Source organism: Providencia sp. PROV261, from assembly GCF_028477945.1.
GTDB classification, from domain to species: domain Bacteria; phylum Pseudomonadota; class Gammaproteobacteria; order Enterobacterales; family Enterobacteriaceae; genus Providencia; species Providencia stuartii.
Genome location: NZ_JAMPMC010000021.1, coordinates 23,811 through 46,170 on the forward strand (window position 1 = coordinate 23,811; position 22,360 = coordinate 46,170).

A 22,360-nucleotide genomic window follows, 5' to 3' on the forward strand; every position below is an offset into this window, starting at 1 on the left:
ATCTTTTAGTGATGGTCTTATTTTATGAATTGATAAAGTAGGCTTGGTTTATCAACATCCCCCTATAACTTAGTTAATGATCCCTTTTCATTAAACCCACAGGCGTGATCTTATTGATCCCTAACATTAAATGATATTCAATCTCATTTATTATTGACCGTCGGTCGGTCGATAATTATGATAAAGGCATCATTTGATGGGAAGGTGAGAATAATGAAACGTCTTTTTTTGATCTCTGCCGTTTGTTTAGGCACGTTTATGGCGACATTAGATATCAGCATCGTCAATGTTGCATTACCTGCAATTCAACGGGATCTCAATGCTGATATGGGAATGCTCCAGTGGATCATTGATGCTTATGCGCTTTGTTTATCTGCATTGATTTTGTCTGTGGGGCCGATTAGTGATCGTTATGGGCGTAAAAAAGTGTGGCTAGCAGGGATCGCCATTTTTACATTTGGCTCTGCCCTTTGCGCGATAGCGACGACAACAAATATGCTGATTTGGGGAAGAGTGATCCAAGGCATTGCGGCAGCAGCACTGATCCCCGGAGCTTTATCTATTATTACCCAAGCATTTTTGAATGATATTGAGCGAGTGAAGATAATTGGGATCTGGTCTGCTGTGAGTGCATTATCATTGATAATTGGTCCTATTTTAGGTGGGGTATTAGTTGAACTGTTTGATTGGCCAACGATCTTTTTAATTAATCTTCCTCTTGGAATAGTCACTTTGTTGTTGGGTTGGATAGGTATTGATGAAAGTGCAGATCCTGAGAAAGCCGCCTTTGATCCATTAGGCCAATGCTTGAGTATTGTTGCGCTTGCGGGTGTGACATATGGCTTAATTGAAGCAGGAGCGCAAGGGTGGGGAAGCGTTATGACGATAGGGGGATTAACTGTAGGTTTTCTCGCTTTGATCAGTTTTGTGATAGTCGAAATGAAAGTCGCAAAGCCTTTATTTCCCATCTTTTTGTTTAAAACTAATCAATACTTTTTTCAATACAACGTGGCCTCTTTTACGCTTGGTTTTGCGACCTACAGCAATGTATTTTTTATCGCCTTATTTCTACAAAAAGGGCAGGGTTGGGGAGCCTTTGAGGCTGGATTGCGTATGGCTCCTGAATTTGTTGCCATGGCACTATTTTCTTTCTCTTTCGGTCATTTGACTCGATTGACGAGTGTCAGAAATTTAATGATTTTAGGGTTTGTGCTTATTGCACTAACATCTACTGCGCTTGGTTTGGTGAATGCAGATACGGCTTATACGGTTATTGCTTTGCTTTTATTTGTGCTGGGGGCTGGGATGGGAATGGCGACACCGGCGATAGGAGCTTTGATTATGGGGAGTGTTGATAAAGCCTATTCAGGGGTTGCCTCCGCGGTGATGAATGCGTTACGGCAAACAGGCATGACATTGGGGATCGCACTATTAGGGACATTAATGACGCATCAAGCACTCAATCAATTACAGCATGATGAAATGTTAATGGCAACCGTACCTACTCAAGAAGTCAGTTTACTTATTAATAATTCTTCCGCTGTTACCTTACCTTATGTTGCTCAAGCTGTTCGAGCGGCAATGACATCAGGGTTTAATGTGGCGATGATAGGTGGGGCGGGTGTTGTGGTTTTCACACTATGGTTGATTGTTAAACGTCGAAAAGTGAACATTTAGTGTATTAATTAGGCGAATAAAAAAACACCTGCCGAAGCAGGTGTTTAAAGACTGAATTATTCGTCAAGGAAGCTACGTAGAACTTCTGAGCGGCTTGGATGACGCAATTTACGCAGTGCTTTTGCTTCGATCTGACGGATACGCTCACGGGTAACATCGAACTGTTTACCTACTTCTTCTAGCGTGTGGTCAGTGTTCATATCGATACCAAAACGCATACGCAGTACTTTTGCTTCACGTGCAGTCAAGCCAGCTAATACTTCATGAGTTGCCGAACGTAGACTTTCTGAAGTTGCTGAGTCTAATGGCAGTTCTAAAGTATTATCTTCAATGAAATCGCCGAGATGTGAATCTTCATCATCACCAATTGGCGTCTCCATAGAGATAGGCTCTTTAGCTATTTTCAGTACTTTACGGATCTTATCTTCCGGCATCATCATGCGTTCCGCTAACTCTTCTGGTGAAGGTTCACGGCCCATTTCCTGTAGCATCTGACGAGAGATACGGTTCAATTTATTGATGGTTTCAATCATGTGAACAGGAATACGGATGGTACGAGCCTGATCTGCGATAGAACGCGTAATTGCCTGACGGATCCACCAAGTTGCATAGGTCGAGAATTTATAACCACGGCGATATTCAAACTTATCAACCGCTTTCATCAGACCGATATTCCCTTCTTGGATCAAGTCAAGGAACTGTAAACCACGGTTGGTATATTTTTTCGCGATCGAAATAACCAGACGTAAGTTCGCTTCAACCATCTCTTTTTTCGCACGGCGAGCTTTGGCTTCACCAATAGACATGCGACGGTTGATATCTTTCACCTGCTCAATAGTCAGGCCTGTTTCTTCTTCAATTTGACGTAATCTTTGCAGACAACGCAAAATCTCTTCTTCAACTTCAACCAGCTTTTCACACCAAGGCTTGTTCATCGCTTTGGCGGCTGTTAGCCAAGTTTCACTGGTTTCATTACCGCTAAATAGCGTGATGAAGTTTTTCTTAGGCATTTTGCACTGTTCAACACACAGTTTCATGATGGTACGCTCTTGAAGGCGAACGCGATCCATCATTTCACGCATGTTATTGACCAGATAGTCAAATTGTTTTGGCACTAAGCGGAACTGTTTGAAGACTTCAGAAAGCTCTTCAATCGCTTGTGCGGTTTGTGCATTGTTACGACCAAATTGCTTAATGTGCTGACGTGTTTTTTCGTATTGCGCGCGCAATTCGCTGAATTTTTCACGGGCTAGTTCAGGATCGATGCTGTTATCATCATCGCTATCGCTGTCATCGCCGTCTTCATCATCTTCGTCTTCATCGTCGTCTTTATCTAACTCTTCTTGTGGAAGTTCAGAGCCAACGTGTGTTGCAGTTGGTGCGAGATCTTCCTCAGCGTTAGGGTCGACGAAACCGGTGATCAGGTCGGATAAACGGCTTTCGCCTGCCTCGACGTGATCATACTGTTCAAGGAGATAAGTGATGGCTTCAGGGTACTCTGCAACAGAGCATTGAACTTGGTTTATGCCATCTTCAATACGTTTTGCGATGTCGATCTCACCCTCACGGGTTAAGAGTTCGACCGTTCCCATTTCACGCATATACATGCGCACAGGGTCTGTAGTACGACCAATTTCACTTTCAACACTGGATAGAACTTGTGCTGCAGCTTCTGCCGCATCTTCATCCGTGTCGGATGTGGTTTCAGCCAGTATCAAATCATCGGCGTCAGGTGCTTCTTCCATGACCTGGATGCCCATGTCATTAATCATCTGGATGATATCTTCAATCTGATCTGAATCGACGATATCTTCCGGCAGATGGTCGTTGACCTCAGCATAGGTTAAGTAACCTTGCTCTTTACCCTTGGTTACGAGTAGCTTAAGCTGCGACTGCGGGTTTTGCTCCATAAGACGGTATCCACACTTCTGAGTATTTAGATTGGTGTCGGTCGGCGAAACAATCGGCCAACAAGAACATTCAAAGGGGATTTTTATTATTACGCTACGCCCCTTTAAAATCGTAGCATTTTACAGGCATTTGCCTTTAGTAAATCGGCACTTAAGCCGTTTGGTATTCAGTTATGTCTTCACACGTGAAAGCGTGATTAGGCGGACTTCTGCGCGCTCTTCTGGGGTCAGCCCTTCAGTTCGTTCTTTGGCTATCAAGTAGTCAAAACGCTCGTCAAGCGCGCTATTAAATAGATGGTTTAAAGCATCTTTAAATGTCTTTTCCGCTATCTCCTCTATTTCTATATCGTTCCAAGTTGCCAGTTTTTCAAGTTGACTCGCGAATTTATTGTCACGATACAGCTCAAGCAACTGCCCAGTCGTCATACCAGGGGTGGAACGGCAAACATCAACCAATTCCTGAAATAGAGAAAGCCCCGGCATTTGGATATGGGCTATTCCCTCTAGCGAGGGAACGAATTCCGAAAAACTCGGATTCTGTACCAACAACGCGATTAAAATACGCATTGTGGTTGGTTTTAATTTCGGTGCTTGGTAATTTACCGGTTCTGCATTCTCTCTATCAATCATAGCAAGAACCTGAGAAATATCCGGTATACCAATAAAATTTCCTAGCTCTTGAGCCATATATAGGCGCAATGTTTCACCAGGTATTTGTTTTATCAAAGGGATGGCGAGCTTACTAAATTTTGCTCGTCCTTCCTGTGTTTTTAAGTCAACTTGTGGCACGAGTGAATCAAATAGAAATGACGATAATGTTTGTGCGTCATTCATTCGTAATTCAAATGCTTCTTTACCTTCTTTGCGAACTAAAGAATCAGGGTCTTCGCCATCAGGTAAAAACATAAACCGTAATTGACGACCGTCGGTCAAATAGGGCAATGCATTTTCAAGGGCTCGCCAAGCTGCCTCTCTCCCAGCACGGTCGCCGTCATAACAGCAAATAACCGTATCTGTTGAACGATAGAGCAACTGAATATGTTCAGAGGTTGTTGAGGTTCCAAGTGAGGCAACCGCATAACGGATACCGTATTGTGCCAATGCAACAACGTCCATATAGCCTTCAACAACCAGTAATTTATCAAGTTCACTGTTGTGTTGCGTTGCTTCATAGAGGCCAAATAGCTGCCGGCCTTTATGGAAAATATCGGTTTCCGGTGAGTTTAGGTATTTCGGTAATGCGTCACCTAAAACACGCCCACCAAAAGCGATAACACGCCCACGACGATCTCGAATGGGGAACATTACCCGTTCCCTGAAACGGTCATAGGTACGGCCACTATCATTCGTCACTAACATACCTGCATCATCAAGCTGTTTGCGACTTTCTGGGTTTACGGCAAATTTTTTGAGCAGGTTGTCCCATCCGACAGGGGCAAAACCTATCGAGAAATGCTCAATAACGTCAGCCGATAAACCACGTTGGCTTAAATAATCTTTGGCTTTACTTGCCGATGGATGATTTAAGGCAGCGTGGTAAAAATGGTTTATTTTCTCCATCAACTGATACAGATTTTGCCGTTGATGAAGTTCAATTTGGCTTGTGCCAGTTCCCGTTTCATAAGGAACATCAAGGCCATGTAAGGCGGATAATTCTTCGATGGCTTCAACAAAATCGAGTTTGTCGTAATTCATCAAGAAATCGATCGCATTACCATGTGCACCACAGCCAAAGCAGTAATAAAACTGCCTTTCACTGTTCACCGTGAAAGATGGTGTTTTTTCGTTATGGAACGGACAGCACGCGTGATGATTTTTACCCTGTTTCTTTAACGGGACTTTTGCATCGACTAAATCGATGATGTCGGTTCTCGCTAACAAATCATTGATAAATGAACGCGGGATTCGTCCAGCCATAAGCCTCTTTTCGCCTGTTGATGAACGATAATAAGCCGCGCTTCCCTCAGGAAAGCACGGCCTTTAACTGCTTACTAATACTGCCTGTGATGATTGCGGTGGTTACCGCGACCAATTAGTACAGGCGAGTACGGCGTGCGTTTTCGCGAGCCAGTTTCTTAGCGTGACGCTTAACAGCAGATGCTTTAGCGCGTTTACGCTCAGTCGTTGGTTTTTCATAGAATTCACGACGACGAACTTCAGCTAAGACTCCTGCTTTTTCGCAGGAACGTTTGAAACGACGTAATGCAACGTCGAATGGCTCGTTTTCACGTACTTTAATTACCGGCATGTGCCTCTCACCTCAATAGAAATCGGGTTGTTGCTGGCTTTATTCCACCAGCCGTCATTTAAAATGGTGCGGAATTTTACTTCAATGAGTACGGGTTTGTAAAGTGCCGTATAAAATTGAAACACACAAGATTACCATTTCGTTGTTTTTTTGATGAAAAAAACAGCGAGTTTAGGTAATAATGAAAATTAGCCACACGAAATTTATTACAGGGCACTGATTATAGACTATACAACAGGAAAAGTCAGCCTTTTGGCATCATAAATTATACGATAGCCTGAATTTAATGATAGACTTTGGCTCATGCAACAAACAAGGGTAGTGCAATGCGCGTTTTAGGTATCGAAACATCCTGCGATGAAACCGGGATCGCAATCTACGATGATAAGGCCGGTCTATTAGCTAATCAATTATATAGCCAAATAAAAGTTCATGCTGACTACGGTGGCGTGGTTCCTGAATTGGCTTCTCGCGATCATATTCGCAAAACGGTTCCACTCATTCAGGCCGCGCTTAAACAAGCCAATCTTACGAGTGCCGATATTGATGCGGTCGCTTATACAGCGGGGCCGGGGCTTGTAGGCGCTTTAATGGTTGGTGCCACCGTGGGACGTTCGCTAGCCTTTGCATGGGGCGTTCCTGCTGTTGCTGTTCATCATATGGAAGGGCACTTACTAGCACCGATGCTGGAGGAAAAAAGCCCTGAGTTTCCATTCGTTGCCTTATTAGTGTCAGGGGGACATACCCAGCTAATTAGTGTGACTGGTATTGGTGAATATGAATTACTCGGTGAGTCTATTGATGATGCCGCGGGTGAAGCATTTGATAAAACAGCAAAACTACTCGGGTTAGATTATCCGGGGGGGCCAGTGTTATCGCGTATGGCACAACAAGGCACAGAAGGTCGTTTTGTTTTCCCTCGACCAATGACCGACCGACCAGGGCTTGATTTTAGCTTTTCAGGGCTGAAAACTTTTGCCGCTAATACCATTCGGGAAAATGCGGATGATGAGCAAACTCGCGCAGATATTGCACGCGCTTTCGAAGATGCCGTAGTGGATACATTAGCCATAAAATGCAAGCGTGCACTTGAACAAACCGGTTTTAAACGCCTAGTTATGGCGGGGGGAGTGAGTGCCAATCGTACACTACGCGCTAAAATGGAAGAGGTGCTAAAGCAGCGTGGGGGGGAGGTGTTTTATGCACGCCCAGAGTTCTGTACTGATAATGGTGCGATGATTGCATTAGCGGGGCTGATCCGCTTAAAAGGCGGCGCGACAACAGGCTTAGGCGTTACAGTGCGCCCGCGTTGGCCATTAGCGGAGCTTCCACCATTAGTCGAAACTCGCGAATAGTATCGAAAGTGTGATTAGCGCGGCGGCCCATTTATTGTCAATTGAGTCGCCGCTAATTTATTGTCTCCCGATATCTCGTTTTCTTTTTTAGATCCAGAAACGGTGATTTAGTGCAAAATAGTTATCGCATCATCCAATCTTATCGCATGTTTTTTGACGACCTCAGAGGCATTAGCACTTTGTTCGACTAACACGGTATTTTTCTGGGCGATGGATTCGAGTTCAAAGACGGCCTGTGTGATTTCAGTGAGTCCGGCTGCTTGTTCGGAAGTTGCGTTGCTGATATGGCTGATCAGTTGGGTGACATCCTGTACTTGCTTGACCACTTCTTGCAATGTATCTCCCGTGGTGTGTACGTGCAATTTGCCTGAATGTACTTTGTTTTCACAGTCATCAATAAGGTCACGAATATCGTTTACGGCGCTCGCACTTCGGCTGGCAAGGCTACGCACTTCATCTGCAACAACCGCAAAACCTTTTCCTTGCTCTCCTGCTCGAGCTGCTTCAACAGCGGCATTAAGGGCCAATATATTGGTTTGAAAAGCGATCGTTTTAATCACATCGGTAATAGCGTTGATTTTATTCGTACTGTGAACAATTTCATCCATGGTTTGGACAACATTTTTCATGGCTTCCGCGGCATGAATTGCGGTTTCACTTGTCTGACTAGAGAGTTTATCCGCCTGTATCGTATTATCTGCGTTCATTTGTACGGACACTGACATTTGATTCATCGCCGCTACCGTTTGTTGCACATAGCCCACTGTTTTTTGGGTATGCTGTTCTAGTTCATCACAATCGTTAACTAATAGTTCACTCTCGTTGTGCACATTACTGATTTGGTAAGACACGTCGTTGGTTAACCACCGGCACACTAATCCGAGTTGACCAATAGATCGTAATATCATCCCAATTTCATCAACACGATGAAGATGGCTGATACTGTGGCGCTCGCCTCTTGCCACATCAAGGGCTTGTCTAGCAACATTTTCGATAGGCTTCGCCACCATACGTTCAAGTAAAACGTTGCTAGCGGATAAGGTGATTAAGGTGAGAACGGTTGCGTGAAGAAAAGACAAGCCTTGTAGGCCCGAGAGTGCAGCAACGCTTATCCAACCCGTAAATAACAGGATCATCAGTAATCGAATACGCCAACGTATCGACAGCGCAGGGTATTGTCCAAACCAGTGCTTTGCTAACACGAGGCCTTTATGTAATTTATGAGGGGGGCGCCCTTGGTTTAATGCCCGATAGAGCGGCTCAGCACTGGCGATTTCTTCTCGTGAGGCTTTTGTTCGAATCGACATATAACCCGTGATAACACCTTCTCTCATCATTGGGCAAATATTGGCTCTAACCCAATAGTGATCACCGTTTTTACGGCGATTTTTTACAATACCAGTCCATGGCTCCCCCTTTTTTAAGGTACTCCACATGTCCGCAAAGGCTGCTTTAGGCATATCAGGGTGGCGAATGATGTTATGAGGTTGGTTCATCAGTTCCAAGAGTGAATAACCACTTACTTTAATAAAGTCATCGTTTGCGTGAGTGATATTGCCATCCAAATCACTCGTGGTCATCAGTGTGGTATCGTCTTCTAATTGATATTCGTTTTGTGTAATGAAGGGAATGCTCGTCATAAATACACCATTATAATTGTTGAGTTTCTCAATGGTATATTTCGACTTATTTCAAATTATCATTAGGCATTATTTATAATAATTTGATGTTTATCTGATTTTTACCCGCAATATCACTTAAGTTTGGTACAGAGTTTGGATAGGAGTAGGTCAATTATGTTGAAAGCATAAAAAAGGCTGTTATGACAGCCTCTTAATATTAATCTTCTTGTTCCTGCTCTTTTGCTTCTTGAGCGATTTCTTTCGGGGTTTTTTGTTTCTTATTTTTGAGCTTTTGCCAAATACGGCTTTCTTGCCCGCGCCATAAACGTTGAATATTACCATGATGGCGGACTAAGACGAGGCAGGAGAGCATCGCCACAGGGAAGGTGAACTCGGGCTTAAACCACCAAACATAGAATGGGGCAAGTAGTGCACCGATAATGGCACCTAATGAAGAGTAGCCGCTAAGAAGTACCGTGAGTAACCAAGTGCCCGCAATTAAGCCAGAAAGATCCCAGCCGATAGCGGCGATAGAGCCAAATGCCGTTGCGACACCTTTCCCGCCTTTAAAACGGAAGAAAACGGGGTAAATATGTCCCAGACAAGCTGCAATCGCGACAAAGCCAAGATAGAATGGAGGAACTTTTAGATAATAAGCCAACCAAACCGGGATCATCCCCTTTAGGACGTCACAAATGAGCACTGCGGCTGCGGCTAATTTACCGCCGACGCGCAAGACGTTGGTTGCTCCAGGGTTACCTGAGCCGTGTTGACGAGGGTCGGGCAATCTTGCCAATCGGCAGATCAGTATAGCACTTGAAACTGAGCCACAAAGGTAGGCAAAGATTATCATGCCAAGCGCGGTTGCACTCATAGCAAACTCCAAAACAGTTGGGGTATATATACACAATTTATTTCACTCATTGGATAATACGCATATTTTCCATGAAGTGGTATCAATTCAGCACATAAACGAGAAAATGACGTGATGGATATCGTATTTATTGAACAATTATCAGTCATCACCACCATTGGTGTATATGACTGGGAACAAAAAATTGAGCAGAAACTCGTGCTCGATATCGAAATGGGATGGGATAACAAACGAGCATCAAGGAGCGATAATGTCACCGATTGTCTCGATTACGCGCAAATTAGCCAAGCCATTATGGATCATGTCAGTAAAAACAAATTTGGCTTAGTAGAACGTGTCGCGGAAGAAGTCGCTCAACTTCTATTAGGTCATTTTTGTTGCCCTTGGGTACGCATTAAAGTTGCTAAGCCAGGCGCAGTTGTGCGGGCGAAAAGTGTGGGTGTTATTATTGAAAGAGGCACTAGACCCGCTTAAAACTGAAAAGAAAGATAGGGCGGTGTATCGCCGCCAACTATCGGTTAGGCATTAATAGGTAACAGTGTTTGCTGTTGCCGCCACTGTTCAATCTGTTCAATGCGTTGGCGAGTCAGCTCTTCTCGGATTTTGGGACCTTGAAACCCTTGCTCAACAATAGGCTTAACGCTAACCGTTTGGGCAACATGAAAAGCTTGGCGAAAAAACTCCGCTTGTGGATACGCTTGCTGTTCAAAGCCAGCGCGACCACGCGCATCAGCTTCACTAATCACCCCCAATTGGGCTATTCGCTCAGGTTTACGCCAACTGTCTAATCCATCAAATAATTGAACCAGCTCTTGGGCTGTTAATCGATTTATGACATGAATTTTATCATGGAAACGAGCGGTTAGGCGTGCAAGCTCCCTCGCGCTATTAGGAATTTTTAAGCGATCACACAAGTTATCGATTAGGGCAACGCCAGCTTCGCCATGATGAGGATGGCTAGGCCAGATAGCTTTGGGAGTGAGTGCCTTACCGACATCGTGGCACAGTGCAGAGAAGCGAATATCAACATCAGTGGAAAGTTGGGCGGCCATACGTAACACCATTAGGGTGTGTATCCCCGTATCAATTTCTGGGTGCCATTTGGCAGGAGCTGGCACGCCAAACAAATTATCGATTTCGGGAAATAGCACGGCAAGGGCCCCACATTGACGGAGTACCTCAAAGTAGACCTGCGGTGATTTGGACTTCAAGGCTTTTTCGGTTTCTGCCCAAACACGTTCAGCGGTTAGATGAGTAAGTTCACCAGATGCCGTCATGGTTTGCATTAACGATAGGGTTTCGGGGGCAATATGAAAACCTTGTTCAGCGTAACGAGCGGCAAAACGCGCTACGCGTAAAACGCGTAGTGGATCCTCAGCAAATGCCTCAGACACATGACGTAAGACTCTCGCCTTTAAGTCATCGACCCCATTATAGGGATCGGTCAACTGTCCTTGGTCATCTTTAGCGATGGCATTGATAGTGAGATCACGGCGTAGAAGATCATCTTCAATGGTCACGTCTGGGGCGGAATAGCAACTGAATCCAGTATACCCTGCGCCTGTTTTGCGCTCAGTTCTTGCTAGAGCGTACTCTTCATGGGTTTGAGGGTGAAGAAATACCGGGAAGTCTTTCCCCACTTGCTGGAAACCTTGGGCCAACATCGTTTCAGGTGTTGACCCTACCACCACATAGTCTCTATCTGAGACCGGAAGGCCAAGCAGTTCATCTCGTACCGCTCCACCGACCAGATATACTTTCATCATTAATTTTTAGCTCATCCAACGATCATTACGTTTTTTACGGCGCGGAATAATATGCGGCAGGATCAGACCAAAAATAAGCCCAGCCCCCGCAACGCCACCACCATACATAAACCATTGTAATATGAGTTCACGACGACGGTCATCAAGGTTAACTTCCGCAATTTCTAATTTCTTGCCAGACTTAATAAGCTCATTTTTCAATTTTTCATTTTCGGCTTTCAATTGGTTGACGATTTTATCGTTATCGGCAACGCGCTGTTGCATATCCGCCGTGCGTGTATTCCACGTATTATCAATATTTTCGAGTTGCTGACGTAATTTTTGATTTTCGGCTTCTAACTCAGGAATACGTATTTTCATACTCGGTGTGTCACTGAGTTGGTTTTCTGGAAGCCATACTGTACGCCCACGTTCGTCTTTGACTTGAGCGAAATTACCATCCGTTGAGATAAGCTCAACACTTTCACCCGCATTGAGTGTGCCAACAATCCGATATTTTGTTCCTGGCCCACTATGCACATAAGTTGATAAGTCATCAGAAATATAACGTTTTTCAGCGGCAACGGTGCTGACTGATAGGCTTAGCCCCATGATTGAAAGGAGTAGTAATGGTATTTTTCGCATAGTATTTACTTTCTATTATTTATGGTGAATGAATGCGGCATATGTGTAGACATACTCTAGATCATTCGAGTTGCGGCTAGACGGTGAGTGAGCGAAATAGATAGCGATGCCATTCGCGCGGATGACTTAGTCAACAAAAACTCAGCGTGTTGCGACAACTTGAAGTACGACGAGTACAAATACTAAAGAGTTAAGTGTGCGTGTGCAAATGTAAAACCAGAATGGGAACTATCCTAACTCACTATATAGCGTATAATTCCTTGCATTTCTTGACATAAACACCTGAAATAAATTGAGAGCATAGAATTTTTGGTTTCTTTGCGCTTTGTTTTCTCACTCGGCGCTGATTGGGGTAATATAATTGCAGAGAAATTATCAATTAAGGAAATGTATGAGCCACCTAGAAGTTGAACTGAAATTGGCTGCTCAAACCACGGCAATCGAGCCAGTACGCCAATTTTTATCGACACTTTCCCACCAACATACTGAACCAAAGAAACTGACTAATATCTATTTCGATACTGAAACACGTCAACTGCGCCAATGGGATATGGGATTGCGTATTCGCGGTTGTGATGGTCGTTATGAAATGACCATTAAAACGGCAGGACAAGTGATTGGCGGATTGCATCAACGTCCTGAATATAATGTTGATATTGATGCACCAGAGCTCAATTTACCCGCTTTTCCCGTCGAAATTTGGCCAGAAGGCACCGATGTCCAGCAATTACAGTCACAATTACAGATCCTTTTTAGTACTAATTTTACCCGTGAAAAATGGCTAGTGACATTTGAAGACAGTGAAATCGAAATTGTTTTCGATCAGGGGGAAATTTCTGCTGGCTCCCGAGATCTTCCTATTCAAGAATTTGAATTAGAACTTAAAAAAGGTTTCGTTGCAGATGTACTGAATTTAGCGAAAAAGCTAGCCGACATTGATGGTTTGCGCCTCTCTTCCACCAGTAAAGCTGCAAGAGGCTATTCATTGATGCAAACAGAGCGCGCGCCATTGCAACAGCCAGAAACGGTGTTTGATTATGAGCAACAGCCCATAGAACAAGCATTGATGCATATGCAGCAGCTAAGCCAACAGCATGAAGCCTATTGGCTAGCCGATGAGGCGGGTGCCCGTGAAGGGCTTGATGTCTTTTTACGCTTTGTCCAAGCGTTTTTGGTGCATTATCGCAACTCTGCCCCCCAGTTTGTGCAGGATATTCCTTTAGAGCAGCTTCGCGCGGATCTTGCCGATGATAAACTGAGTGCAGAAACCTTTTGCTACAGCAGCCGCTGGTTAAAATGTAAATTGGCCTTCACGCAGTGGTTAATTGCCTTGAAATATACTGATATTCATTAAGGTGTTGATATGCATCCTTTTCCTGAGTTGCTACACAGCCAACGAGAGCGGGTTATCGCACGTTTGGCCGATCATGGAAGTGAATTACTGCCTCTGAGTGATGAAGAAGCCATCGTACTAAGTTTTAGTGACTTTGTGTTAAAGCAGGTTTTAGCGCATTCACGTTTTTTGCAGCAGATCCGTGAGCAACGACCTAGCCCTAGCGAATGGCAACATTATGAGCAGTGGCTTGGAAAGGATTTGGAATCGGTGGTAGATGAAGATCATTTGATGCGAGTATTGCGGACATTTCGCCATCAAATGCTAGTCAGAGCCGCTTGGATGCAAGCCTTAAAGATCAGTTCGGAAAAAGAAACTTTACAGCAACTGAGTCATTTAGCGGAAACTGTGATCGTTGCCGCAAGAGATTGGTTATATCAGCAATATAGTCAATCGTGGGGAACGCCTTGTGATAGCGAAGGTAACCCACAGCCATTACTGGTTCTCGGAATGGGGAAACTGGGTGGTGGAGAGCTTAATTTTTCTTCTGATATCGATTTGATTTTTGCCTATCCCGAAAATGGCGTAACACGCGGTGGACGCAAAGAGCTAGATAACGCGCAATTTTTTACCCGTCTAGGACAAAAGTTGATCCGCGTCCTCGATCAAGTCACGGTTGAGGGCTTTGTCTATCGTGTCGATATGCGTTTACGCCCATTTGGTGACAGTGGGCCTTTGGTGTTCAGTTTCTCTGCTTTAGAGGATTATTATCAAGAGCAAGGGCGTGATTGGGAACGCTATGCAATGGTTAAAGCACGTATTATGGGGCCAGATAGCCTACATTATGCAGATACATTGCGTCAGTTACTACGTCCCTTCGTCTATCGCCGTTATATCGATTTTAGTGTGATTCAATCGCTGCGTAATATGAAAAATATGATTGAGCGAGAGGTTCGCCGTCGGGGGCTGGTCGATAATATTAAACTTGGGGCTGGTGGCATTCGAGAAATTGAATTTATCACTCAAGTTTTTCAGTTGATCCGTGGCGGCCGCGAACCGGCACTGCAATCACAATCATTACTGCTAGCCATGAAAGGTATTCGAGAGCTTGAACTGCTTCCTGCCGAGCAAGTCGAACTGCTACAAGAGAATTATCTCTTTTTACGGCGGGTGGAAAATTTATTGCAAAGTATTGATGACCAGCAAACCCAGACTCTACCAGATGATGCTCTCAATCAAGCCCGTTTAGCTTGGGGGATGGGCTTTGAACACTGGCAGGCTTTTTATCAAGAACTCATGCAGAAAATGGCGATGGTTCATCATATTTTTACTGAACAAATTGGTCAGGATGATGAAGAAGAGCGTCAAGATAGCTTCGATGAGATCTATATCACCTTGTGGCAAGGAGAGCTTACTAAAGAGGAGTTAGCCCCTTACTTGCCTTCTCAGGACGAGGAAGTTGCCCAGAAAATCATTCATGGCATTTTGATGTTTCGTCACGACCTCAATAAACGCACGATAGGGCCGCGTGGGCGAGATGTTCTTGATGAATTAATGCCTAAATTATTGGCAAAAGTGGGAGAGCGGGCGGATGCAGGGCAAGTTGTCGAACGTCTAACACCACTTTTATTAAGCATAGTTAGCCGAACAACCTATTTAGAGTTGATGCTTGAATTTGATGAAGTATTGACTCACGTTATTCGCTTATGTGCCGCATCCCCAATGATTGCGGAGCAGCTTGCCCGCCACCCATTATTGCTTGATGAGCTACTCGATCCGAAGTCCCTTTACCAACCTCTACCTTTAACCGCATATCGTGATGAATTGCGTCAATATTTAATGCGAGTGCCAGAAGAAGATGAAGAGCAACAGCTAGAGGCATTAAGGCAATTTAAACAAGCACAATTATTGCGTATTGCTGCGGAAGATATTACGGGCGTCTTGCCAGTGATGAAAGTCAGTGATCATTTAACCTATTTGGCTGAAGCGATCATTGATGCCGTTGTTCATCAAGCATGGCAAAAAATGGTGAAACGCTACGGTGAGCCAGCACATCTTGCTCAATTAGATGAAAAACAATATGGTTTTGCGGTATTGGGATATGGGAAATTAGGCGGCTGGGAGCTTGGCTACAGTTCCGATTTGGATTTGGTGTTTCTATTCGATTGCCCTATCGGGGTTGTCACGAATGGTGAGCGTTCAATAGACGCAAGGCAATTTTATTTACGTGTTGCACAGCGCATTATTCATCTATTTAGTACCCGTACAGCCTCTGGGGTACTGTATGAAGTGGATGCCCGTTTAAGGCCATCAGGGGAGTCTGGTATGTTAGTCAGTACCATTGAAGCCTTTGATGATTATCAAAAAAATGAAGCATGGACATGGGAACATCAGGCATTGATCCGAGCTAGAATGGTATTTGGCGATGCTAGATTACAACAAGAGTTTAATCGTATTCGCCATGAAACCTTATGTACTCCACAAGATGCAGAAACATTACGTCAGCAAGTACGTGATATGCGGTTGAAAATGCATCAACACTTAGGGAGCCATCAAAGTAACCTATTTGATTTGAAAGCTGATCCGGGTGGCATTACCGATATTGAATTTATCGCACAATACCTTGTTTTACGCTACGCACCTGAAAACCCATCGTTAACTCGTTGGTCTGATAATGTCCGTATCTTTGAACTTATGGCTCAACATGCGTTGATGCCTGAAAATGAAGCCAATGCTTTAACTCAGGCGTATGTGACTATGCGTGATGAATTACATCATCTTGCTTTGCAATCATTGCCAAGTAGAGTGGATATCAGCCAGTTTGTCGTTGAGCGTGAACAGGTTTTAGCGAGTTGGGAAAAATGGCTAGGGGCGGTCGAATCGCATCATTAACGCGGCCTATTGCTTTGTGATAATATCGCGTTAATTAATTACAGCTTCCTTTTGAAAACTGGAGTTTTGGGATGAAAGTAACACTCCCTGATTATAAACAAGCAGGTGTACTTGTTGTTGGTGATGTCATGTTAGACCGCTATTGGCATGGCCCAGCGAGTCGTATCTCACCAGAAGCACCGGTGCCGGTGGTTAAAGTCAATATGGTTGAAGAGCGTCCTGGTGGTGCTGCTAACGTAGCCATGAATATTGCTTCATTAGGCGCCAACTCTCGCCTTGTTGGCTTGACGGGAATTGACGATGCGGCAAAAGCACTCACTGAAAGTTTGAATGCTGTAAAAGTACGTTGTGACTTTGTGGCAATCCCAACTCATCCCACGATTACGAAATTACGGGTGTTGTCACGTAATCAACAACTGATCCGCCTTGATTTTGAAGAAGGCTTTGAAAATATTGATGTTCAACCTTTGCTAGAACGTATTGAACAAGCCTTGCCACATATTGGTGCATTGGTATTGTCAGATTATGCTAAAGGGGCATTATCGCAAGTACAAAAAATGATTGCCTTGGCAAACAAAGCCGGCGTGCCTGTTCTGATTGATCCAAAAGGGAGTGATTTTGAACGCTACCGTGGGGCGACGTTGCTGACACCAAATATGTCTGAGTTTGAAGCCATTGTCGGTCGTTGCCGTGATAACCAAGATGTTGAAGAGAAGGGGATGAATTTATTGAAATCCCTCGATTTAACAGCGTTATTGATCACACGCTCTGAGCAAGGGATGAGCCTGATCCGCCGTGATGAGCCACCGCTACATTTACCGACAGAAGCGCAAGAAGTTTATGATGTAACAGGGGCGGGGGATACGGTTATTGGCGTATTGGCGGCCTCTATTGCTTCAGGTCGCCCTCTGCATGAGGCATGTGCGTTAGCTAACGCTGCGGCAGGTGTGGTCGTTGGAAAATTGGGGACTTCAACCGTTTCCCCTATCGAGTTAGAGAATGCGATCCGCGGCCGTGCCGATAACGGTTTTGGTGTGATGGATGAAAAGCAGCTAAAACAGGCTGTGGCAAACGCGAGGTTGCGTGGCGAACGTGTGGTGATGACAAATGGTTGTTTTGATATTCTGCATGCAGGCCATGTTTCGTACCTTGCTAATGCTCGTAAGCTAGGGGATAGGCTAATCGTCGCCGTAAATAGTGATGCTTCGACGCGTCGCCTTAAAGGGGAAACTCGCCCCGTCAATCCGCTGGAGCAGCGTATGATTGTGCTAGGAGCGTTGGAATCTGTCGATTGGGTCGTTCCTTTTGAAGAAGACACGCCACAACGTTTAATTAGTGAAGTGCTACCTGATGTTCTGGTGAAGGGGGGAGATTATCGCCCTGAAGAGATAGCTGGGAGCGAGGAAGTTTGGGCTGCGGGTGGTGAGGTTAAAGTACTGAACTTTGAAGATGGTATTTCAACGACGAATATCATTAAAAATATTATGAAAACCAGCAAATAAGCTACAAACATACCGTTGATAAGGCCTGTGATAGATGTGGCACAGGTCTTATCAAAATTCGTCGTATAGCGCTACCGCCTAGGGGAGCAAGAAATTATTCTTGTTCAGATGGCTTCTCTTCAAGCGCTTTTGGTTCACCAAAACGCTCTTCTAATGCTTTCACTCGTTGTTCCATTTGCGCTAACTTTTCGCGTGTACGCAATAACACTTGGGTTTGAATATCAAACTCTTCGCGGCTTACAAGGTCAAGTTTACTGAGTTGTGACTGAAGCAGTGAACGTAGTTTCTTATCAAAATCTTCACCCAAATCACGGACGCCTTTTGGTAAAGCACCTTGAATTTGGCGGGCTACTTGTTCAATTTTTTTCGGATCGAGCATTCGCGGGTCCTTAAGTTTTAAAAGATCAATTTGCCGATAGTGTAATACTAGAATGCTTTGTAATAAAGCCCATATGCACCTTGTGCAGCAAGTTGAGATAAAGGTGTGCAAGATAGGCCTGTCTTCCTCAATTACTCATCTTCACTTAAGCGTATCTAATGTGTGACTCGAATGAATAACGCTTCGTTTTTTTATTGATTTTTTTTGACAGAAAATGTGAGTTAGCCGTTAATTTTGGGTTTGCCCGTTGCACGTTGTAATTATTGGCGTTATATTGAATGCGCTTATCTCAGGGCGGGGTGGAAGTCCCCACCGGCGGTAACATGCCTAGGCATGAAGCCCGCGAGCGCTTTATCATTTGTTAGGGTAAAGGTCAGCAGATCCAGTGTGAATCTGGAGCCGACGGTTATAGTCCGGATGGGAGAGAATAACGGTATTAGCATCATTGTGCTATCGAAGCACTGTATTGCTTTTCATATCTGAATTGGCAGAGCGCACACTCGTGGCTGTTTTGTTTATTCAGTTCTCATACTCCTAAGACTGCCCTGATTCTGGTAACTAATAAATTATTACTTAAGAGGTTTTTACCATGAATCAGACGCTACTTTCCGAATTCGGTAATCCAATCGAACGTGTTGAACGTGCCATTGCAGCATTGCGCCAAGGCCAAGGTGTGCTTGTGCTCGATGATGAAGATCGTGAAAATGAAGGCGACCTTGTTTTTGCCGCAGAAACAATGACGCCAGAACAAATGGCCATGACTATCCGCTATAGTAGCGGGATTGTGTGCCTGTGCATTACGGAAGAACGCCGTAAACAGCTTGAATTGCCTATGATGGTGCAAAATAATACCAGCCAAAACAATACTGCTTTTACGGTAACGATTGAGGCAGCTAAAGGGGTAACGACGGGCGTTTCAGCAGCAGACCGTATCACAACAATCCGTGCTGCCATTGCTGATAATGCAACGCCGGCAGATCTACATCATCCAGGGCATGTGTTCCCGCTGCGTGGTCGTGATGGCGGGGTTCTGACTCGTCGTGGTCATACAGAGGCGAGCATTGATTTAGCGACACTAGCTGGGTTTAAACCCGCGGGAGTGTTGTGCGAATTGACTAACGATGATGGCACAATGGCTCGCGCACCGGACGTCGTTGCTTTTGCTAAAGAACATGGTATGACCGTTTTAACAATTGAAGATCTGGTTGCATACCGTTTGCAGATGGAAAAGAAAGCGAGCTAAGCAAACAGAGAGTTAGACATTTAGCATCGAATTTTAAGCCACAAAGTTGCACACCTTTGTGGCTTATTCAATTTATTTGACGAAGATGCTCAGCACCATCTACTGTGATTTATTATTAAACTGCGTATGCTGAGATAATAATGTGTAAGATGGAGCATGAAACTCATGTCAGCGAACAAAATGCCAGCGGTTTTTATTGGCCATGGCAGCCCAATGAATGCGATATCAGATAACCAATATACTCAGGCATGGGCAGCTCTTGGGCAGTCGCTGCCTAAACCCAAAGCTATCTTGATGATCTCGGCACATTGGTATACTCGAGGAACCGCGGTCACCGCGATGGCTCAGCCAAGAACCATTCATGATTTTGGCGGCTTTCCTGAACCTTTGTATCAAATGCAATATCCAGCATCAGGCTCCCTTGAACTAGCTCAGCAAGTCGCCGATTTATTAGCGCCATTACCAGTCTATTTAGATAAAAGTGAATGGGGGCTAGATCACGGTGCATGGGAGATCCTCGTTCGTATGTATCCTCAAGCAGATATTCCAGTCGTTCAATTGAGTATTGATGGAACAAAACCTGCGGCTTGGCACTTAGAAGTGGGGCGTAAGCTGGCCTCATTAAGAGAGCAGGGAGTGATGATTATGGCTAGTGGGAATGTGGTGCATAATCTGAGGGAAATGAATTGGCAAAATGCGAATGTTGAGGCGTACCCTTGGGCGCGTTCGTTTGAGCAATTTGTGATTGAGCACCTAACAAGCAAGCAGTTACCTCACCCTTTGACAGCGGCTCTTATACGGGAAGATGGGAGGCGTTCTAACCCTTCACCGGAGCATTTTTTACCTTTGTTGTATGTGATTGGTAGTTGGGATGGTAAAGAAGCAATATCTACCCCGACAGAAGGGATTGTATCAGGCTCTTTGAGCATGCTATCGGTGCAAGTAGGTGAATAACAGGCTAGGAAAGGTAAACAAAAATGACTTTCCCGCGTTGAAGGTAAATTTACTGCCTTGTGTTTTTAGTGGAAGAAAACGGCATGGTTAACATGCCGTTTGTCTATCAGTCAATAATGACATGAGGATAGAAGCGAGAGAGGTCTTGAGTGATAAGCTCTTTGTCTTCGCGAATACAGATACCCGCAGGTTGATCATTCACTAACCAACTTCCTACTAATGTATAGTTACCTTCAAATTGAGGTAGCGGATGGAACTGCTGGATGATCATGCCTTCTTCGCCATATGGACCATCTGCTGAGGCAATCTCTTGGCCTTTTTCAATCACACGAATATTCGCCCCTTCGCGAGAAAATAGTGGTTTGATCACATAACTTTCAAGCTCTGGTTTTTCGCCATCAGCAAAGTAAGCTGGCAACAAATTAGGATGATTTGGGAACATTTCCCATAACATTGGTAGCAGTGCTTTATTCGAAATAATGCTCTTCCAAGCTGGCTCTAACCAACGTACACCGGCATCTTCCAATTTGGTAGAAAAAATTTCTCTGAGCATAAATTCCCACGGATACAGTTTAAACAGATTACTAATGATCTGATCCTGTGTATCTGTGAATTCACCTCTTTCACCTAAGCCAATTTCATCCATATAAAGGAATTCAGTTGCGACACCTGCTTCATGAGCACAATCTTGTAGGTACTGAACAGTGCCACGATCTTCATCGGTATCACGGCAGCACGCCATATGCAGCAGACGGAAACCATGTTGATCTTTAAGCTGAGTGAAACGTTCGATCAACTGCTCTTGAATACTGTTAAATTGATCGGCGTTTTCAGGTAGTTTCCCTGCATTGACCTGATCTTCCAACCAAATCCACTGGAAAAAGGCTGACTCATAGAGCGATGTCGGTGTATCAGCATTATTCTCTAGTAGCTTAGGAGGGTTAACTCCATCGTAGGCCAGATCAAGGCGTGAATAGAGCGAAGGTTGGCTCGTCTTCCACGATTGGCGTACAAACTCCCAACAGTGTTTTGGGATTTGAAAGCGTGCAAGTAACTCATCACTTTCAATAACCCGTTCAACCACTTTTAAACACATTTGGTGTAATTCAGCAGTGGCATCTTCAATTTCTTCAATTTGCGCCATTGAGAATTGATAGTAAGCGTCTTCAGACCAGTATGGCTCGCCATACATGGTATGAAAACCAAAGCCAAATTCAGCTGCTTTTTCGCGCCAATCAGGGCGCTCAATAATTGGTACTCGTTTCATTACTTATCAACCACCCATTGAACGGGAAGATGAAGAAGATTTAGACGAGGAAGATTTCTGTGCCATCGCTTGCTTATTCACCGTGTCGCCAAAGCCACCACGAGTGATGGTGGAAGTGGTTGGTGGCTTAGGTGCCATTGCTGTTTTTGGTACGCTGATAGAACGCCCACCTGCAACAGCAGGACCATAGCTTTTACCTGTAGCATCGACAAATTTGCCATTAGCTGGGCTAGCTGGATTTTTAGAGCTAAAAAGAGGTTGTGAAGGTGCACTACCGCCCATCATTCGACCCATCATGTAACCCATCATCAATGGCATCCACATGCTACCAGAGCTACTTTGTGCTTGAGCTGTTTGTTCACCATTACCTGCGGTACTTGAGAAACTAGCCTGTGCAGGTGCTTGAGTACACATTGCTTCGCCAAATTCGGCGATACAATCTTCTTTCGTTGCATATTTAGGGGCTGTTTTTGCCGCTTCTTGTAATGCATTGTTGTAGGCTAAAGTACATTGTTCAGCTTGAGAAGGATTAGCTTGGCTACAATCCTGCGCATTGGTATACAGAGAAACAGTCTCATCGCTTTCTTCACAAGCGGAGAGCATAAATACAGCACTAACGGCAATAGCAACGGGTGCTAAGCGATATGAACGCCAAGACTTACGAAATGCGTCTTGATTAATATGCTTGGTACGCTTCATGGTCATGGTAATTAC

18 protein-coding genes and 1 riboswitch are annotated in these 22,360 nt (G+C 44.5%); of the genes, 8 read left to right on the forward strand and 10 right to left on the reverse strand.

Annotation, left to right across the window (positions count from 1 at the left end; all coding sequences use genetic code 11):
- Positions 1-213 precede the first annotated feature (213 nt).
- Positions 214-1,677, forward strand: a complete 1,464-nt coding sequence (locus PR675_RS13140) for an MFS transporter (protein ID WP_060561407.1) — start codon at positions 214-216, stop codon at positions 1,675-1,677.
- Between the two features lie 56 nt (positions 1,678-1,733).
- Here the strand turns inward: PR675_RS13140 and rpoD are convergent, their stop codons facing one another.
- From rpoD to rpsU, 3 genes are all read right to left on the reverse strand, one after another.
- Complete coding sequence (gene rpoD / locus PR675_RS13145) at positions 1,734-3,641, reverse strand: RNA polymerase sigma factor RpoD (RefSeq protein WP_120752680.1); 1,908 nt, start codon at positions 3,639-3,641, stop codon at positions 1,734-1,736.
- 117 nt (positions 3,642-3,758) lie between these two features.
- A complete protein-coding gene (dnaG, locus tag PR675_RS13150; protein WP_004925191.1) occupies positions 3,759-5,504 on the reverse strand; it encodes a DNA primase in 1,746 nt (581 codons plus the stop codon).
- Between the two features lie 115 nt (positions 5,505-5,619).
- On the reverse strand, positions 5,620-5,835 hold the full coding sequence (rpsU, locus tag PR675_RS13155) for a 30S ribosomal protein S21 (RefSeq protein ID WP_001144069.1): 216 nt from the start codon (positions 5,833-5,835) through the stop codon (positions 5,620-5,622).
- A gap of 326 nt (positions 5,836-6,161) precedes the next feature.
- Here rpsU and tsaD point away from each other — a divergent pair, with 326 nt between their 5' ends.
- Positions 6,162-7,190 carry a tRNA (adenosine(37)-N6)-threonylcarbamoyltransferase complex transferase subunit TsaD gene (gene tsaD, locus PR675_RS13160; protein WP_004925183.1) on the forward strand — a complete coding sequence of 343 codons (1,029 nt, stop codon included), beginning with the start codon at positions 6,162-6,164 and terminating at the stop codon, positions 7,188-7,190.
- A 107-nt stretch (positions 7,191-7,297) separates the two neighbouring features.
- Here the strand turns inward: tsaD and PR675_RS13165 are convergent, their stop codons facing one another.
- Positions 7,298-8,830: a methyl-accepting chemotaxis protein gene (locus tag PR675_RS13165; RefSeq protein ID WP_040132438.1), complete on the reverse strand. Its 1,533-nt coding sequence runs from the start codon at positions 8,828-8,830 to the stop codon at positions 7,298-7,300.
- Positions 8,831-9,029: 199 nt separating this feature from the next.
- Complete coding sequence (gene plsY, locus PR675_RS13170; RefSeq protein WP_014657630.1) at positions 9,030-9,686, reverse strand: glycerol-3-phosphate 1-O-acyltransferase PlsY; 657 nt, start codon at positions 9,684-9,686, stop codon at positions 9,030-9,032.
- A 114-nt stretch (positions 9,687-9,800) separates the two neighbouring features.
- Here plsY and folB point away from each other — a divergent pair, with 114 nt between their 5' ends.
- Positions 9,801-10,160: a bifunctional dihydroneopterin aldolase/7,8-dihydroneopterin epimerase gene (gene folB, locus PR675_RS13175; protein ID WP_004925173.1), complete on the forward strand. Its 360-nt coding sequence runs from the start codon at positions 9,801-9,803 to the stop codon at positions 10,158-10,160.
- A gap of 44 nt (positions 10,161-10,204) precedes the next feature.
- Here the strand turns inward: folB and PR675_RS13180 are convergent, their stop codons facing one another.
- Positions 10,205-11,449 (reverse strand): multifunctional CCA addition/repair protein, encoded by a 1,245-nt coding sequence (locus PR675_RS13180; RefSeq protein WP_060561415.1) that lies wholly within the window; start codon positions 11,447-11,449, stop codon positions 10,205-10,207.
- A 9-nt stretch (positions 11,450-11,458) separates the two neighbouring features.
- Positions 11,459-12,076, reverse strand: a complete 618-nt coding sequence (locus PR675_RS13185) for a TIGR04211 family SH3 domain-containing protein (protein WP_014657632.1) — start codon at positions 12,074-12,076, stop codon at positions 11,459-11,461.
- Between the two features lie 391 nt (positions 12,077-12,467).
- On the opposite strand from PR675_RS13185, the gene PR675_RS13190 reads away from it, so the two are divergent.
- The 3 genes from PR675_RS13190 to hldE all read left to right on the forward strand — a co-directional run bounded on the left by PR675_RS13190 (position 12,468) and on the right by hldE (position 17,803).
- The gene (locus tag PR675_RS13190) at positions 12,468-13,430 is read left to right on the forward strand and encodes a CYTH domain-containing protein (RefSeq protein WP_004925160.1); all 963 of its coding nucleotides are present in this window, start codon (positions 12,468-12,470) and stop codon (positions 13,428-13,430) included.
- A 9-nt stretch (positions 13,431-13,439) separates the two neighbouring features.
- Positions 13,440-16,301, forward strand: coding sequence for a bifunctional [glutamate--ammonia ligase]-adenylyl-L-tyrosine phosphorylase/[glutamate--ammonia-ligase] adenylyltransferase (glnE, locus tag PR675_RS13195; RefSeq protein ID WP_053109743.1), 2,862 nt, complete (start codon positions 13,440-13,442; stop codon positions 16,299-16,301).
- A gap of 71 nt (positions 16,302-16,372) precedes the next feature.
- The gene (gene hldE / locus PR675_RS13200; protein ID WP_004925155.1) at positions 16,373-17,803 is read left to right on the forward strand and encodes a bifunctional D-glycero-beta-D-manno-heptose-7-phosphate kinase/D-glycero-beta-D-manno-heptose 1-phosphate adenylyltransferase HldE; all 1,431 of its coding nucleotides are present in this window, start codon (positions 16,373-16,375) and stop codon (positions 17,801-17,803) included.
- Positions 17,804-17,897: 94 nt separating this feature from the next.
- Here the strand turns inward: hldE and ubiK are convergent, their stop codons facing one another.
- Complete coding sequence (gene ubiK, locus PR675_RS13205; RefSeq protein WP_004925153.1) at positions 17,898-18,182, reverse strand: ubiquinone biosynthesis accessory factor UbiK; 285 nt, start codon at positions 18,180-18,182, stop codon at positions 17,898-17,900.
- A gap of 282 nt (positions 18,183-18,464) precedes the next feature.
- Positions 18,465-18,615: riboswitch (FMN riboswitch) on the forward strand.
- Positions 18,616-18,771: 156 nt separating this feature from the next.
- On the opposite strand from ubiK, the gene ribB reads away from it, so the two are divergent.
- Positions 18,772-19,425, forward strand: coding sequence for a 3,4-dihydroxy-2-butanone-4-phosphate synthase (gene ribB, locus PR675_RS13210; protein ID WP_004925150.1), 654 nt, complete (start codon positions 18,772-18,774; stop codon positions 19,423-19,425).
- A 165-nt stretch (positions 19,426-19,590) separates the two neighbouring features.
- Positions 19,591-20,379 (forward strand): 4,5-DOPA dioxygenase extradiol, encoded by a 789-nt coding sequence (gene ygiD / locus PR675_RS13215; RefSeq protein ID WP_060561408.1) that lies wholly within the window; start codon positions 19,591-19,593, stop codon positions 20,377-20,379.
- A 106-nt stretch (positions 20,380-20,485) separates the two neighbouring features.
- Here ygiD and PR675_RS13220 read toward each other — a convergent pair whose 3' ends face one another.
- Both PR675_RS13220 and PR675_RS13225 read right to left on the reverse strand, forming a co-directional pair.
- Complete coding sequence (locus tag PR675_RS13220; RefSeq protein ID WP_060561409.1) at positions 20,486-21,646, reverse strand: glutathionylspermidine synthase family protein; 1,161 nt, start codon at positions 21,644-21,646, stop codon at positions 20,486-20,488.
- A 6-nt stretch (positions 21,647-21,652) separates the two neighbouring features.
- Positions 21,653-22,351 (reverse strand): DUF1190 family protein, encoded by a 699-nt coding sequence (locus tag PR675_RS13225; RefSeq protein ID WP_004925139.1) that lies wholly within the window; start codon positions 22,349-22,351, stop codon positions 21,653-21,655.
- Positions 22,352-22,360 lie beyond the last annotated feature (9 nt).

Bases quoted from the DNA above. Each gene is read 5' to 3' on its own strand.
- PR675_RS13140 (WP_060561407.1), top strand. From the start codon at position 214: ATGAAACGTCTTTTTTTGATCTCTGCCGTTTGTTTAGGCACGTTTATG.
- dnaG (WP_004925191.1), bottom strand. From the start codon at position 5,504: ATGGCTGGACGAATCCCGCGTTCATTTATCAATGATTTGTTAGCGAGA.
- rpsU (WP_001144069.1), bottom strand. From the start codon at position 5,835: ATGCCGGTAATTAAAGTACGTGAAAACGAGCCATTCGACGTTGCATTA.
- tsaD (WP_004925183.1), top strand. From the start codon at position 6,162: ATGCGCGTTTTAGGTATCGAAACATCCTGCGATGAAACCGGGATCGCA.
- PR675_RS13165 (WP_040132438.1), bottom strand. From the start codon at position 8,830: ATGACGAGCATTCCCTTCATTACACAAAACGAATATCAATTAGAAGAC.
- plsY (WP_014657630.1), bottom strand. From the start codon at position 9,686: ATGAGTGCAACCGCGCTTGGCATGATAATCTTTGCCTACCTTTGTGGC.
- folB (WP_004925173.1), top strand. From the start codon at position 9,801: ATGGATATCGTATTTATTGAACAATTATCAGTCATCACCACCATTGGT.
- PR675_RS13180 (WP_060561415.1), bottom strand. From the start codon at position 11,449: ATGAAAGTATATCTGGTCGGTGGAGCGGTACGAGATGAACTGCTTGGC.
- PR675_RS13185 (WP_014657632.1), bottom strand. From the start codon at position 12,076: ATGCGAAAAATACCATTACTACTCCTTTCAATCATGGGGCTAAGCCTA.
- PR675_RS13190 (WP_004925160.1), top strand. From the start codon at position 12,468: ATGAGCCACCTAGAAGTTGAACTGAAATTGGCTGCTCAAACCACGGCA.
- glnE (WP_053109743.1), top strand. From the start codon at position 13,440: ATGCATCCTTTTCCTGAGTTGCTACACAGCCAACGAGAGCGGGTTATC.
- hldE (WP_004925155.1), top strand. From the start codon at position 16,373: ATGAAAGTAACACTCCCTGATTATAAACAAGCAGGTGTACTTGTTGTT.
- ubiK (WP_004925153.1), bottom strand. From the start codon at position 18,182: ATGCTCGATCCGAAAAAAATTGAACAAGTAGCCCGCCAAATTCAAGGT.
- ribB (WP_004925150.1), top strand. From the start codon at position 18,772: ATGAATCAGACGCTACTTTCCGAATTCGGTAATCCAATCGAACGTGTT.
- ygiD (WP_060561408.1), top strand. From the start codon at position 19,591: ATGTCAGCGAACAAAATGCCAGCGGTTTTTATTGGCCATGGCAGCCCA.
- PR675_RS13220 (WP_060561409.1), bottom strand. From the start codon at position 21,646: ATGAAACGAGTACCAATTATTGAGCGCCCTGATTGGCGCGAAAAAGCA.
- PR675_RS13225 (WP_004925139.1), bottom strand. From the start codon at position 22,351: ATGACCATGAAGCGTACCAAGCATATTAATCAAGACGCATTTCGTAAG.